Source organism: Galactobacter valiniphilus (assembly GCF_003575975.1).
GTDB lineage: Bacteria > Actinomycetota > Actinomycetes > Actinomycetales > Micrococcaceae > Galactobacter > Galactobacter valiniphilus.
The window spans coordinates 31131-45267 of the sequence record NZ_QQXK01000008.1 but is presented as its reverse complement, the minus strand read 5'-3'; the positions used below and the strand labels follow the sequence as shown (position 1 = coordinate 45267).

General features: G+C 70.1%; 11 protein-coding genes. 9 read left to right on the top strand and 2 right to left on the bottom strand.

The window, feature by feature from the left end; genetic code table 11:
• Positions 1 to 21 precede the first annotated feature (21 nt).
• Genes DWB68_RS05385 through DWB68_RS05375 form a run of 3 tightly spaced genes read left to right on the top strand, consistent with a single transcriptional unit; the run spans position 22 to position 4648 of the window.
• Positions 22 to 1020: an AAA family ATPase gene (locus tag DWB68_RS05385; protein ID WP_119424123.1), complete on the top strand. Its 999-nt coding sequence runs from the start codon at positions 22 to 24 to the stop codon at positions 1018 to 1020.
• Positions 1020 to 2402: a DUF58 domain-containing protein gene (locus tag DWB68_RS05380; protein WP_119424122.1), complete on the top strand. Its 1383-nt coding sequence runs from the start codon at positions 1020 to 1022 to the stop codon at positions 2400 to 2402. Before DWB68_RS05385 ends, DWB68_RS05380 begins: the two co-directional genes overlap by 1 nt.
• Positions 2399 to 4648, top strand: coding sequence for a transglutaminase-like domain-containing protein (locus tag DWB68_RS05375; protein WP_119424121.1), 2250 nt, complete (start codon positions 2399 to 2401; stop codon positions 4646 to 4648). The genes DWB68_RS05380 and DWB68_RS05375 overlap by 4 nt, the downstream gene beginning before the upstream one ends.
• A 622-nt stretch (positions 4649 to 5270) precedes the next feature.
• Here DWB68_RS05375 and DWB68_RS05370 read toward each other — a convergent pair.
• A complete protein-coding gene (locus DWB68_RS05370; protein WP_147391591.1) occupies positions 5271 to 6032 on the bottom strand; it encodes a hypothetical protein in 762 nt (253 codons plus the stop codon).
• Positions 6033 to 6055: 23 nt separating this feature from the next.
• A complete protein-coding gene (locus tag DWB68_RS05365; RefSeq protein WP_119424119.1) occupies positions 6056 to 6598 on the bottom strand; it encodes a hypothetical protein in 543 nt (180 codons plus the stop codon).
• Positions 6599 to 6875: 277 nt separating this feature from the next.
• Between DWB68_RS05365 and DWB68_RS05360 the strand changes: the two genes are divergently transcribed.
• From DWB68_RS05360 to DWB68_RS05335, 6 genes are all read left to right on the top strand, one after another.
• Positions 6876 to 7886: an Ig-like domain-containing protein gene (locus DWB68_RS05360; RefSeq protein ID WP_119424118.1), complete on the top strand. Its 1011-nt coding sequence runs from the start codon at positions 6876 to 6878 to the stop codon at positions 7884 to 7886.
• Positions 7887 to 7935: 49 nt separating this feature from the next.
• Complete coding sequence (locus tag DWB68_RS05355) at positions 7936 to 12324, top strand: FtsK/SpoIIIE domain-containing protein (protein WP_158588215.1); 4389 nt, start codon at positions 7936 to 7938, stop codon at positions 12322 to 12324.
• 61 nt (positions 12325 to 12385) lie between these two features.
• On the top strand, positions 12386 to 12715 hold the full coding sequence (locus DWB68_RS05350; protein WP_119424116.1) for a hypothetical protein: 330 nt from the start codon (positions 12386 to 12388) through the stop codon (positions 12713 to 12715).
• A 148-nt stretch (positions 12716 to 12863) separates the two neighbouring features.
• Complete coding sequence (locus DWB68_RS05345) at positions 12864 to 13157, top strand: WXG100 family type VII secretion target (RefSeq protein WP_158588214.1); 294 nt, start codon at positions 12864 to 12866, stop codon at positions 13155 to 13157.
• A gap of 45 nt (positions 13158 to 13202) precedes the next feature.
• Positions 13203 to 13760, top strand: coding sequence for a WXG100 family type VII secretion target (locus tag DWB68_RS05340; RefSeq protein ID WP_119424114.1), 558 nt, complete (start codon positions 13203 to 13205; stop codon positions 13758 to 13760).
• On the top strand, positions 13753 to 14061 hold the full coding sequence (locus DWB68_RS05335) for a WXG100 family type VII secretion target (protein ID WP_119424113.1): 309 nt from the start codon (positions 13753 to 13755) through the stop codon (positions 14059 to 14061). The genes DWB68_RS05340 and DWB68_RS05335 overlap by 8 nt, the downstream gene beginning before the upstream one ends.
• Positions 14062 to 14137: the final 76 nt, after the last annotated feature.

The following is a 14137-nucleotide window of genomic DNA, read 5'->3' as shown; positions in this document are numbered from 1 at the left end:
CGCGAACGGAACCACCCAGCCATGACGAGCACCCCGCAGCCCCGAGGCCCCGTGCTGACCCCGGAGCAGTCCACCTGGTTCTCCCAGCTCTTCAATCGGCTGGCGGAGAACATCGAACAGGTGGTGCTCGGCAAGGATCACGTGGTCAGGCTGGCCCTGGCGACCCTCATCACGGGCGGCCACCTGCTCCTGGAGGACTACCCGGGCACGGGCAAGACCTCCATGGCGCGCGCCATCGCCCAGTCGGTGGACGGCAAGGCCGGCCGCATCCAGTTCACACCCGACCTGCTGCCGGGCGACGTCACGGGCATGAGCGTGTACGACCAGTCGAAGGGCGTCTTCAGCTTCCACCCCGGCCCGGTCTTCTCCACGATCCTGCTGGCGGACGAGATCAACCGCGCCTCGCCCAAGACCCAGTCGGCGCTCCTGGAGGTCATGGAGGAGGGGCGCGTGACGGTGGACGGCGTGACCCACCGCGTCCCGGATCCGTTCATGGTCATCGCCACGCAGAACCCCGTGGAGCAGGCGGGCACCTACCGCCTCCCCGAGGCCCAGCTGGACCGCTTCCTCATGAAGACGACCCTGGGCTACCCGGATCCCTCCTCCACGAAGCAGATCCTGCGCAACGCCCACATCCGCAGCCACCACGTGGAGCTGGACCCCGTGGTGGACACCCGCACGCTGCAGGAGATGGCGGCCCTGGCCCGCATGCCCTACGTCGACGACGCCCTGCTCGACTACGCGACGCGCCTCGTCGAGGCCACGCGCCAGGCGCCCGAGGTGCGCCTCGGTGTGTCCGTCCGCGGCGCCCTCGCCCTCGTGCGTGCCGCCACGACGTGGGCGGCCGTGCAGGGGCGCAACTACGTCATCCCGGACGACCTGAAGACGCTGGCCGATCCGGTGCTGGCGCACCGCCTTGTGCTGGACCCCGAGGCGGAGTTCGACGGCGTGTCCGCCGCGTCCGTGATCGGCCGCATCCTCCTGGACGTGGCCCCGCCCACCGAGCGGACCCCGGTCTGATGGCCAAGCCGCCCTCCGTCGACAGCGCGCCGCGCGGCAGCACGCGAACGCGTGCGCGCGGCGAAGCCGCCGACACCACGACGTACCGCACGCAGTACACGACGTCGGTGCCCACCGGGGCCCGCCGCCCGCGCTGGGTGCGTCGTCTCGCGCGCTTCCTCCACCGCTGGAGGCGGAGGCTGGCCCGCGCCCGCGCCGCCGTCCGCGGCACCACGACGCCGGCCGGCTGGGGTCTCGTCGCGGCGACGGCGGTCGCGTTCCTGCTCGGGGGCGTCTTCGGGTGGGCCGAGCTGATCGCGGTGGGCTGCGTTGGCCTCGTGACCGTGGCGCTGTCCCTGCTCTTCCTCATCGGCCGCCCGCGCTACGACGTGCAGCTGACGGTGGAGACCACCCGCACGCGGGTGGGGGAGCCGGTGCGCGCGAGCGTGCACCTGCAGGACCGCTCCCGGGTGCGCCTGTGGGCCACCCGCGTGGAGATCGTGGTGGGCCAACGCGTCGTCGAACTCCCGCCGCCCGGCCGGGCCGGCGAGGGCCGCGACGTGGCAGTTCCCGCCGAGCACCGCGGTGTGGTGCGTGTGGGCCCCGTGCGCACCGTGCGCGGCGATCCCATCGGCCTCTTCCGCCGCCGCGCCGAATGGTCGCAGGTGCAGGAGGTCTACGTTCACCCGCAAACCGTCGGCCTGCCGCCCACGTCGACGGGCTTCGTCCGCGACCTCGAGGGAAATCCGACCAACGACCTCACGGCCTCCGACATCTCCTTCCATGCCCTGCGCGAGTACCGCGCGGGCGACGACCCGCGCCACGTGTACTGGAAGGCCGTGGCCCGCACGGGAGACCTCATGGTGAGGCAGTTCGAGGAGACGCGGCGCAGCCACCTCGTGGTCGCCTTCGGCCGCGACGACTCCTCGTGGAACAGCGAAGAGGAGTTCGAGATGGGCATCTCGGCCGCCGCCTCGCTTGGCCTGCGGGCCATCCGCGACGGCCGCGACATCACCGTGGTGACCTCGCCTCCCGCGCGGGAGCCGGGCGATCTGCCGGCCCGCGAGCCCACCTCGGTTCCCACGGTCTCGCCGCAGCGCCTGCTGGACGGCCTGAGTGAGATCGAGTGGGACTCCGGCGACATCGGCGTGGGCGAGCTGGCCTCGCTCGCCTCGGCCACGGTGCCGGGCATCTCGATCGTGTTCCTTGTGGTGGGCAGCAAGCCAGGCATGCGCGAGCTGCGCAGCTGGTCCCAGCGCTTCCCGCTGGGCGTGCAGACCATGGCCATCGTGTGCAATCCGGGCCAGACGCCCGGCATGCAAGACGTGGCGGGGCTCGACGTCGTACGGATCGGCTATCTCGAGGACCTGCGCCTCGCGCTCATGAAGGGGAGTTCATCGTGAACCGGGCCAGCCAGCGCCGGCGCTCCGAGCGCCGCGTGGTCAGCGTGGTGCGGGATCTGCTCTTCGGCACGGCCCTGCTCGCCGTGGCCATCGCTCCGTCGTGGCGGCTCTACGACACGCCCTTCCTGTTTGTCACGGTGGGTGGCGCCTGGCTCGCCGGGCTGCTCGTGTCCTTCCTGACCGGGCTGCGCCGCTGGCCCTGGTACCTGCAGAGTGTCGTCGCGGTGGCGGCGGCGCTGCTCGTGGCCGTGCCCCTCGCCGTGCCCGGCCAAGCCATTGGCCACGTGCTGCCGTCCCTGGGCGGACTCGGCACCTTCGTCACCGGGCTCGTGGGGGCGTGGGTGGACGTGCTCTCCGTGGATCCGCCGCTGGGCGGCTACGACGCGGTCCTCGTGCCCGTTTTTGTTCTCGTGTTCGTCGGCGGCTTCTTTGCGTGGCGTGGCGCGCGCTCCGGCCGCCGCTGGCTCGTGATGCTTGGCCCCGCCCTGCTACTGCTCTACGGCATCGTCTTCGGCGCGCGGGTGGGCTTCCACCCGCTCGAGGTGGGTGCCGCGCTCGTGGTGGTGGCGCTGGGGTGGGTCCTCGCCCTGCGCCCGCCCGTCATGGGCATCGACCCCCAGCACACGCGCCGCTTGCGCGCGGGCGCCGCCCGCCGCACCGTGGCGGGGGTCGGCTTCGCGCTCGTCTGCGCCGTGGGCGGCACGGCGCTCGCCCAGACTCTCCTGCCCGAGCGCCGCGAGGTGCTGCGGGCCGCCTTCCAGCCCGAGTACGAGGTGCAGCGGCAGGTCTCGCCTTTGCAGGGCTACCGCCACTACGTGACGGGCGAGGAGGCCGAGGCCACCGTCGCCCAGGTCAAGGGGCTTCCGGCCGGGGCCATGCTGCGCGTCGCCGTGATGGACGAGTACAACGGTGTGGCGATGCAGACGGGCAACGCCGGCTCCGCCGGCACCTTTACGCGCCTGCCCGCGGGCGTGTCCCGCGACGCGGCGGCGGCGTGGAACGTCGACGTGGTGCTCGAGCAGCCGGTGGGCGAGTGGCTCCCGGTCGCCGGCGAGCTCAGCGAGATCTCGCTGCCGGCTCAGCTGCGTGATCGGCTGTACTTCAACCGCACGCTCGACGCCGCCGTCATCAAGGACGGGGCCCCGTCCGGCCTGCGGTACTCCTTCAGCTCCGTGGAGGGGCAGACGCCCCTGCGCGCGGGGCTCGGGGAACTCAGCCCGGGCTCGGCCTACCAGCCGGACCTCGTGCAGCTGCCGGAACAGCTCGTGGATGCCGCCCGCGCCGCCTGGGCCCGCCAGAGCACCCCGGGCGCGCAGCTGCAGAGCGCCCTCGACTACCTCCTGGCCGGCGGCGTCTCCCACGGCGAGGACGACGAGGTGTTCTCGCTCTCGGGTCACTCGGCCGAGCGTCTCAATCTGCTGGCGCAGGAAAAGCCCATGGTCGGCGATGCCGAGCAATACGCCACGGCCTTCGCCCTGCTGGCCCGGGAGATCGGCTTCCCCGCCCGCGTGGTGATGGGGTTCGTGGATGGAAACGCCGACGGGCGCATGAGCGGTTCCGAGCTCACCGCCTGGGTGGAGATTCAGGACGCCAAGCGCGGCTGGCTTGCGGTGGACCCCAACCCGGAGCCGCGGGAGATCACGCAGCAGAAGAAGTCAACGGAGGACGCCATCGCGCGCCCCCGCACCGTGCTGCCGCCTGACACCCCGCGGCAGGAGGACACCATCACGCCGCGCATGGACGAGTCGCCGCAACAGCCGCAGCCCGAGCCGGATCCATGGCTCGTGCTGCTCAAGGCCGTGTGGTGGTGGACCTGGCGCGTGGGGCTCTCTCTGCTCATCCTGACCTCACCTCTGTGGGTGCTCGCACTCATCGAGGCGCTGCGCCGGAGGGCGCGGCGCCGCCGGGATCGCAAGGAACTGACGGTCTCCGGCGCGTGGGACGAAGCGCGCGACGAGGCCATCGATGCCGGCGTGGGCGTGCACCGCGCGCAGACGCGCCGGGAGGTGGCCGAGGCCGCCGGGAGCGGCGGCCTCGCCGTGCTGGCCCGCCGCGCCGACGAACTCTCGTTCGCGCCGCGCGGAGCGCAACGGGCCGACGTGGATGAGGTGTGGGCGAGCGTCAAGGGCGTGCGCCGCGAGCTGCGCGGCGGCAAGAGCCGCTGGCAGCGCCTGCGCCAGCGCTACTCCTGGCGCTCGGTCGTGACCTGGTTGCGGTGGGCCTTCCGGCCGGGCGGCCAGGGCTGATCCCTGCCGTTGGATGGAGAAGCCGGGCGAAAGATGGTTCGTGTGCCGAGGGACCGGCGGGTGCCGGCCGAGTAGTGGGGGCGGGCTGGGAGGTCTTGGGGGAGGACGTTTTAGTGGCGACACGATAGCTCGTCGCTCCGCGACGGGTTCATGTGGACTCGTACGCGGATTCGACAGAGTCACGGTTTCAGTGTGCGGCTGCCAATGACGCGATGTCAGCGCGGACGGGGGCCGTGTTCGGTTTGTTGGCGGGGTATGAGGCCGGGATTGAGGTGGCATCCCTGCGTGAGTGGGCTGGGGATGTGGCCGAGGGCGCGCTTGGCCGCGGTGTATCCCACGCTCTTGGACACTAGCTATCGTCCATTCGCGGAGAGCAAGGTGGAGTTTCGCTCCGCATTGGAGGCTGCTTGTTGGGCGGTGCTGTTGGGCGCGGTGCGTACGCCCGGGTAAGACGAGCTGGTTTCGGCTTCGCTCACGACTCGCGTGTACAAGGGGTATTTGGCGGTGGACGCTGCGGCGGTCGTGAAGGTGCTGGGCCCCGGCGATTCATGGTTCAGGGATCACGAGTTTTGCCCCCGAGCGCCTCTCGTTGTCCCTGCCGTTCAGCTCGGACGGGAGGCCCCTAGGAGCACGGGACCTCCGGCGAGGCGGGGGCGGGCGTGGGGGTGGCGTCTGGCTCAATGCTCAGCTGTACCCGCGCATGCTCATCGGCCAATTTGAGGGACCGCGGCACAGGGGCGCCGCTCGCCTCCACCACCAGCTGGCCGAGCGGCTCGTCGGGGGCGCCAAGTGACACGAGTGTGGTCTCGGGGGTTCCTTTGCCTGGAGCGGGTGCCGAGGCCTGAGTCGGAACCTCAAGCAGCAGGCCTCGCAGGAGGGCAGCGGGATCGGTGAGCGGTTCCCAAGCGGTGACCGCCTCGTCTTGCTTGGAGAGGCAGACGAAGCCCTTGGCCGCCTCGGGGAGCTTGGCTTGCTGCGCAAAGGCGACGTTGCCGCTCACGTACGCGTCCTGTCCCACCACGATGAGGTTGACGCTGACCTTGCCCGCGCTGATCCGTGCTTGCCAGGAGGAGCCGTTCTTGGTGAGGCTCAGGTCGATCGTGCGGCCATCCACGATCTTCTCGTCGCCCTTCTTGCCGCGCTTGACCCGCTCGGTGATGGTGCCCGTGACGCTCAGTGTGGTGGCCTGTGCTGCGGCCTCGACGATAGAGGTCAGCAGGGCGGAGTCCCGCAGGAGCCACACGCCGTTGTCGCGGGGATCGACGGAGGAGTACGCCGACGCGTCCACCCCCTCGTAGGGGGCGGGAGTCTCCGGTGGGGCAGCGGTGCACGCGGACGTTGCCCCGAGCGCCAGCAACATGCAGGCGAGCCGGCGAACGCTCACGCCACGCGCGCGAGGCTGGCGCCTCATCCGTCGAGGCAGATGCGCTGCCCGCCCTGGTCGGAGAGTTCCTGGCTCCCGAGCGACACGCCGCCGGTCACCGAGGAGGGCCTCACCACAAAGCAGGAGGTGGACTCGTACGCGCCCGAAGCGGCGGGTATCCAGGCCTCTCCCGCGCCGCGGATCCACACCGACTGATCGACGGCCTTGCCCTGCCCGTCCACGCTGTAGAGCGAGTAGCGCTCGCTTCCGCCGCTCCAGCTCAGATGAACGGTCGCCTCGGAGACGGTGATGGAGAGGTCGGTGACGGGTGTTGCCTTGGGGGAGGAGAGCTGAAGGACGTACAGGGTTGCCGCGGCCGCGAGGCTGAGCACCGTCAGGATGACGGACACCACCAGCGCGGGGTGTCTCCACCACGGGCGGCGCTTGTCGGAGGCTTCCTCGAGCTCGGGCAGAACCGTGCGCCCGCTCTCGAGCGGGCGCTTGGTGTCTGGCGCTCCCGCGGCGGAACCGACCAAGTCGGTCTGGCCCGGCTGGCCCCCCACCAGCGCCGCGGTGTCGTGCGACATGCTTTCCCCCGTCTGATCACACTGTCTGAAATCTCCTTTACTATAGCGAATGGAGTCAGCCGGAGGGGGAAACGACGGCGAAGCAAAAGGGGAAGAAGAATGAATGCGTAGCCGGGCGGGTCGGTGGACGCTGGCGCTTGTCGTGGCCGCGTTGCTGGCCGGGTGTTCCCAGCCCCCGGCAACACCCGACCCCAACGCCTCCGAGGGCGCTGCGCAAAGCGGTGACTCTGCGGCGGAACCTGCGGCAACGCCCACGGATCCAGGCCCGGGAGGGGCGGTGCTCGAGGTCCCCTACCAAGACAGCCTGCAGGTGGAGCCGGCGGCGGGCTGGGAGTTCACCGATTGCGCGGCGGTGCGGCGCGCGGTGACGACGTCTACCGCGAAGGTGGGGGATGAGGCGGTGCGCGTAGGGGAGTGCGCCAAGGACGGCTTCACACTCATCTCGGAACGCTACTCGGTGGAGCTCAAACCCTTCCGCCTCCGGGTTCCGGCGAGATCGGCCGGCGTGGAGCTTGACTGGGACTATCAGGTGCAACTCGAGGCGCCCGAGCCGGCGGCGGCCGACAAGGAAGTGACCTTGGGTTACCCGGGAACGGCGGGCGCGCCATTGCGGGTGCCCTACTCGGATCTGGGCATCACCTGCACCGAATGCCGGGCCGGGGTGTCCATCAAGGTCACCGGCGTAGATCCGGCGGGCGCAAGCGCCGTCGCGAGCAGCACGCACTTGGTGATTTCGCCGGCGGACGCCCGCCCGGGGACGGTCACGGTGCGCTTTGCCCTCGCCGACGACACCGGCGAGTTCGGGGCCGACTCCACACTCACGGCTCGCTTCGCACCACAGGGAGCCTCCCCGCTCGGTGCGGCCCACGCTGTGGTGGTCCTGCCCGGAGACAAGGAGCTGCCCATCGATGTACGCGAGCTCCTCGCGCCGGAGCCAGCCGAGCGCATCACGGTGGACGCCTGCGGAAAGCCTTCGGCCGGAAAGCTCACCTGCGCGCGCTCGGGCAAGCTGCGCTACACCCCCAACGCCGCGCCAGGTGCGGGCGGTGATCTATTGCTAGACCAATTCAGCTACACGGTCTCCACCCCCGAGGGGGGCCTGGCCACGGGCAGCATCAGCGTGGTCTCGGCGTCCTCGACACTCGCGAGCAGCCAGGTGCAGGCCGGGGGAGCGCCGGGTGCGGCCGTACAGACGGCGTACGTGCCACCCGCGCCGCCGGCGCAGCAGGGGCCCGCCACCGATCGGCTGCGGCAAGTGAAGAGACTGCTCAAGGACGTGGGGGCATGAAGCTGGCGTACACGGCGAAGAAGAGGGGAAAGAGTTCATGGATCTGCGCTTGAGCTGGAGCCGCCCGGCCCAGGGGCGACGCGGGACAGCGGGCCGCCGTGACGAACGCGGCTTCGTGGTGGAGGTGGACGAGGCAACCACGCTGGGGGAGTTGGGCGAGGCGCTGAATCTCGACCCGCTCGTCCTCGTGGACCCGGCCGCCGTCGAGCGATCCGAACACGGTTGGCTGCTGACGGGCGACCCTGCCCGCCGCGCCGAGGCGGCAGCCCTCCCTTTGCGCGGCTCCGGACTGCTCTCGGGAGCCGAATTGCCGCCAGCGAGTGAGGACCGCATGCTGCCGGGTACCGCGCGCCTCGAGTGGGTGGGCGGCCCGTTTGCCGGCACCACGGTGCGGCTCCAGGAGCATCAGACCCAGACACTGGGGCACGCCGCCGAGGCCTCGGTGCGTATCGCCGACCCGTTCTTGCGGCCCGTCCACGCCACCCTCACCTTGCTCCCGCCGCCGGAGGATGGAAGGCCGGGTCCCCGCATGGAGCTTGTGCCTGCCACCTCCCAGGGGGAGGGAAGAGCGAACGTGAGCGTGAACGGCGAGCCGATTCACGGGCGGGTTGAGGTGGGGCCCAAGGATCTGGTGCAGCTCGGCTCGACCATCCTTCGGGTAGGCAGGGTGCCCGCCTCGGACGCGGACCTCTCGGGGGACGAGCCGGGATCGCTCGGCTTCAACCGGCCGTCCCGCATCCGGCCGAGCACGCCCGTCCCCGGCGTCCTCCTGCCGGGGGATCGTCCGGACGACCCGGACAAGACGCCCCTGCCGTGGCTGTCGGCGCTCATGCCGATCGTGCTCGGTGTGACGATGGCGATCGTCTTCCAGCGCTACGTGATGCTGCTGATGGCCGCCGCGAGCCCCATCATGGTGATCGGATCCTTCATGGTCAATCGCCGCCTCGCCAAGCGGAAGGGCCAGCGCTCCGAGGCCGAATGGGTCCAGGACGTCGAGGACGCGCGCGAGCGCATCGCCACCCTCGTGCGGAAGCAGCGCGCCGAGGCGTGGGTTCACCACCCGGACCCGGTGACCTTGTCGGACATCGCGACGGCGCCGCTGTCGCGGCTCTGGGAGAGAAGGTTCGACGACGCCGACGCGCGCCTCGTGCGCGTGGGCGTGGGCGAGGCGGATCTCCGAGTCGCCTGGGAGGGCGGATCGCAGCGCGATCGCGTTGCCGAGCGCTCGGTGGGCGTGTCTCCGTCTCCGGTCCTGGTGGATCTGGGCGAAGGGCCCGTGGGCATCGCCGGCCGGGTCGACGCCGTTCTGTCAACGGCCCGTTCGATGCTGACGCAGCTCGCGACCCTGCGCTCGCCCCGCGACCTTAGGATCGTGGTGTTGTGTGAGGACTCCGCCGTAGACGAGTGGTCGTGGGTGCAATGGCTGCCGCACGCGCAGGGTGCGGCGGGCCCGGTGGTCGAGATCGGCAACTCGGAAGACACCCGCCGCGAGCGGCTGCGCGAGATCTCCTCCCGCGTCGAAGCGGTGGCGCAATCGGGTCCGAGGGGCACTCTCCTCGAGGACGAGATTCTGCTCGTGGTGGCCGGCGCCCGTCGCTATCGCACGCTCCCGGGCATGGTTGGCATCTTGGCGCGGGGCGGCGCGGCTGGGGTGCGCGTGGTGGCGCTGGACGAGTCGCGCAGTCGACTGCCTGAGGAGTGCCGTAGCGTCGTCATCATCGACGAACGCGATGCATCGCTGGCCACGGTGCACACGCAAGCCAAGCACTTCCCTTGCGTCCTGCTCGACGGCGTTTCGCTCGCCTCGGCGCAGAAGACGGCGCGCGCCTTGGCGCCCCTGCGTCACGTGTCCGGCGAGGGTGACGAGTCGCTGATCCCTTCCTCGGTGCGCTTCGTGGAGTTGATGGATGTCAACCTGCAGGACCCTGCGGCCCTCGTGGGCAGGTGGGCCCACCAGCCGCGCCAGAGCTACGTCGTGGTGGGTGCCACCGCAGACGGCGAGTTCGCCCTGGACATCGCCAAGGACGGTCCCCACGCGCTGGTCGCGGGAACCACTGGCTCGGGCAAGTCGGAGTTCCTGCAGACCCTTGTGATGGCGCTGGCCATGGCCAACCGTCCAGAGGCGTTGAACTTTGTGCTCGTCGACTACAAGGGCGGCTCGGCCTTCGCGGATTGCGAGCGGCTCCCGCACACCGTGGGCATGGTGACAAACCTCGACGCGCAAGAGACCGAGCGCGCATTGGCTTCGCTAGAGGCGGAGCTGCGCAGGCGTGAGGAGATCCTGCGGGACATGGGTGCCAAGGACGTCGACGCCGCGTGGGCGAAGGATGCGCGAGGCGCGGCCGACCGGGGCCTGGCCCGGTTGGTCCTGGTCATCGACGAGTTCGCCGAGCTGAAAACCGAGCTTCCCGAGTTTATCGACGGCCTCGTGCGCATCGCTCGCGTGGGCCGCTCCCTTGGCGTGAACCTGGTGCTCGCCACGCAGCGCCCCAGCGGTGTCATCACCCCGGAAATGCAATCCAACGTGAATCTTCGCGTGGCGCTGCGCGTCACCGACCGCTCGGACTCGGTCGACGTCCTCGGCACGCCCGATGCGGCGTTCATCTCCGCGTCGACTCCGGGGCGCGGCCTCGTCCGCCTGAGCGCGGGAGCCGCGCCGCAGGCCTTCCAAGCGGCGCGCGTCGCGGGGTTGCGTGCAGGTGCGCACCGCGCCAAGCGGCAGCTTCCTCCGGTGGCCGAGTTGAGCTGGGACTCCCTTGGCTATGCCGCCGCCTTCCCCCCGAAAACCTCGGCCGGCTCGGGCCCGAAGGACCACGACGACACTGACCTGCGCGCCCTGGTAGATCTGACCCTCGCGGCCGCTCAAGCGGCGCAGGCGAGGCGCAATCCTTCGCCGTGGCTTCCGCCGCTTCCGGCCGAAGTCACCTTGACGGCGATCCCGGAGCAGCCGGGTTCCGCCGTGGCGGTGGGCCTCGAGGACATCCCCGCGCAACAGCGGCAGCGGGCCTTCACCTACGATCTCGCCAACGATTCGCACCTGCTGTTCATCGGCGGCGCGAGGTCGGGCCGCACCACCGCGCTGCGCTCCCTGCTGGGGCAGCTGATCTCGCGCTTCGACCGCCGTGATCTCCAGGTGTACGCGCTTGATTTTGGTACCGGGGCCTTGCTCTCGCTGGCGGACGCTCCGCAAACGGGTGCCGTGGTCCGTGGGCTTGAGGTGCAGCGTGTCCAGCGCCTCGTGACGCGCCTCTCCGAGGAACTGACGCGCAGACAGCAGGTGCTCTCGGCCTCCGCCGCCGGCGACATCGCGGAGCAGCGGAGGCGAGCGAGCGTGGGTGAGGGCCTGCCCTACGTCGTCGTGGCGCTCGACGGCTGGGAGCGGCTCGTGGCCGCCGTGGACGCAGACCGCATGATGGCGCTGCGCGATGACATGCTGCGCTTGCTCCGTGAAGGGCCGGCGGTGGGAATGCGCGTCCTGGTCACGGGGGACAAGGGTGTGCTCACCGACAAGCTTTCGGCCTTCGTTGATGAACAACTCGTGCTTCCTTTGCGCGATGTGAGCGACTATCGCAGCGCAGGCATCATGCTCAAGTCCCTGCCGGTCGAGCTGCCACCGGGGCGCATCCTGCGCCGGGGGAACAGCACCACGGTGCAGTGGGGCATGCTCAGCCCGGATGGTCACGACGAGGCCGGCGCCTTCATGGCCGCGGTACGGAGGGCTGCCACCTCCGGTACTGCGGTGCCGGGCGGGGTCCCCGCCCCGTTCCATGTGGATGCCCTGCCCGGCTCGATTTCGCTCGAGCGGGCGCTCGGGCTGCCCGCCGCCGCGCTCGGGGACCCCGCGGGCCCAGTCGTTGCCGTGGGCGGCGACACCTTGAGCGGCTTCCGACTTGCGTGGCCACTGGACGGCGGCTTCAGCGTGGCGGGCGGTCGAGGGACGGGTCGTTCGAGCGCGCTGTCCATGCTCCTTGCACAGCTGCACGCGGAGGGCGATCACCGTCTCGTGGTCGTGGGGAGCAAGCCTTCGCCCTTCACCCGCACGGCCGAGGAACTCGGCGTTCCGTGGATCTCGAGCACCGATACCGACGCGAGCACGATGATGGGCCTGCTGCCGCCGGAGGGGGCCGTGACCGTGCTGGTAGACGACGCCGAACTGCTCAAGGGCACGCCCCTTGAGCAGGCGTTGATGGGGATCAAGTTCAGGGCACAGTTCATCGCCGCCGCTGACCTGGACGCCGCGCCCAATCTGTTCTCGGGGCCCTTCGCGGAGGCCAAGCGATCGAGGTTGGGTCTAGTCCTCTCGCCGAGCACCGCGGTGTCCGGTGCCCAGATTTACGGCCAGTCGATTCCGCGCACACTGCTCGGGCGGCGCACGCCAGGCGGCGGTGTCCTCGCGTGGCACGGCGCCTGGATCGAAGCCCGAGTGCCAGCGCTGTGAGCGCACGGTCGGCATCAGGGCAACCCCGTCATGGACATCGTCATCACTGAAGGAGAAAGTTATGAGCGACATCAGAACTGAGCGATGTGAGGCGCTGCGCCCGCTGCTGCTCGAATCGCTGGGATTGATCCCGAGGCTGCTGGGGAGCGCGGACGTCTTGCCGCGCTTCCTCGACGTGGTGGACGGCATCCTCGCGGTTCATGCCTTGGGCGACGCCGGAATCGAGGACCCGCTGTATCGGCACTGGATCGCGACCGGCGGCCCCTCGCTCAGAAGGCTCAGGGATGCAGCGGCGGCAGGGGACCGGCGCGCAACGATTGCAGCGTTTCAGGGGCAAGACGGCGCGATGTTCCCCATTGGGCAGGGGTGCTCCGGGGCTCCCGGCTACTGACCTGGCGTGTGACGCGCCACACGTCGTCGCGTCGCTTGGTCTGCGGGCGCGTTTCGGCTACCGTTTGTTCTAACGCTGTGATGTAACGGCGTTACTCACATTGATGCCAGGCCGCCAGGGGCGCGGCCGCACCACGAAAGGGGCTCTCATGGCCGACATCAAGGTCACCTCCGAATCGCTCTCCGGCGTTGCCAGCCAGCTCGGTTCGGGCTCGCAGTCCATCGAGTCGCAGCTGCAGAATCTGAAGGGGCTCGTCGACGGCCTCGTGGGCGGCGACTGGGGCGGAGCCGCCTCGGAGTCCTTCAACGACCTCTACGAGCAGTGGGACCAGTCGGCCGTCCAGCTCAAGGAATCGCTCACGGGCATCTCCGAGCTGCTCAATTCTGCCGCCGGCTCCTACGAGGAGTCCGAGCAGTCCATCGCAGGCACGTTCCGCGCCTGAGTTGCTCCAAACCGTTGCGCGCATGGCAACACTTAAGGGGGAGCGGTGACAGCGTTTAGGGTACGAGCCGAGTCGCTTGGCGAAGTGGCAGCGTTGCTCGATCAGGTGCTGAGCACCTTCGAGCAGCATGTGGCCGCCGTGCAGACCACGGTCACCGCGGTGACCGCGGCCTCGTGGATAGGGGATGACAGCACCGACTTCCAGGAGAAGTGGGAAAAGTTCACGACCCAGGCCACCGGTCTCGGCGCCGTCCTGAGCGGCCTGAGCGCGCAGCTCAAGGGCGGCGAAGGAACCTACAACGTCACCGAAGCCGGCCTCAACGGTGGCTTTGCCTCGCGCAGAAGCGAGGATGCCCTCGTGGTGCAGGCGGTGGGCGCGGTCTCCACGAACGTGGGCGATGGTCGACGCCTGCATGCCAGGCAAGAGGCCGCGCAAGCCGCCGCCGCCCAGGCGGCAGTCCTCGCGCCGATGGTCGCCGGCGGGGCCGTGGGCACAGGAAAGGTGAGCTCGGCTCGCCAGCCGGGCGAGCGTCGTCGGGCCTTGAACGCCGAGGCCATCGTGACCGCTCCGGCGCAAGGAACCGGGGAGGCAAGCGATGTCTGAGGTCACGTCGGTACCGGCGGAGCTCGGTTCGCTCGTGGAGTCGATCAAGGAACTCGGTGAGTACTGCACGGCGCTCAAGGACGGGGCCGGCGGCTTCGCGTACATGCTTCCCAACGATTGGCAGGGCCCGGCCATGGGGGCGTTCATTGGGGCCTTTGCCGCCTGGGAGACGGGGGCAGAGGAACTGATCCAAGCGGCCGCGGCACTCTTCGACCAGGCGGACCTAGCCAAGAAGACGTATGAGAGCACGGGGGAAGCGCTCACCATCGCGTGGAACGACTTCTCCTCCCAATTGGGCTGAGCCCACACCTGTCACGTCGACGTCAATTCACAAGGGGAACACCATGGGGGACACTGTCCGCCTGACGCCGAGCGCC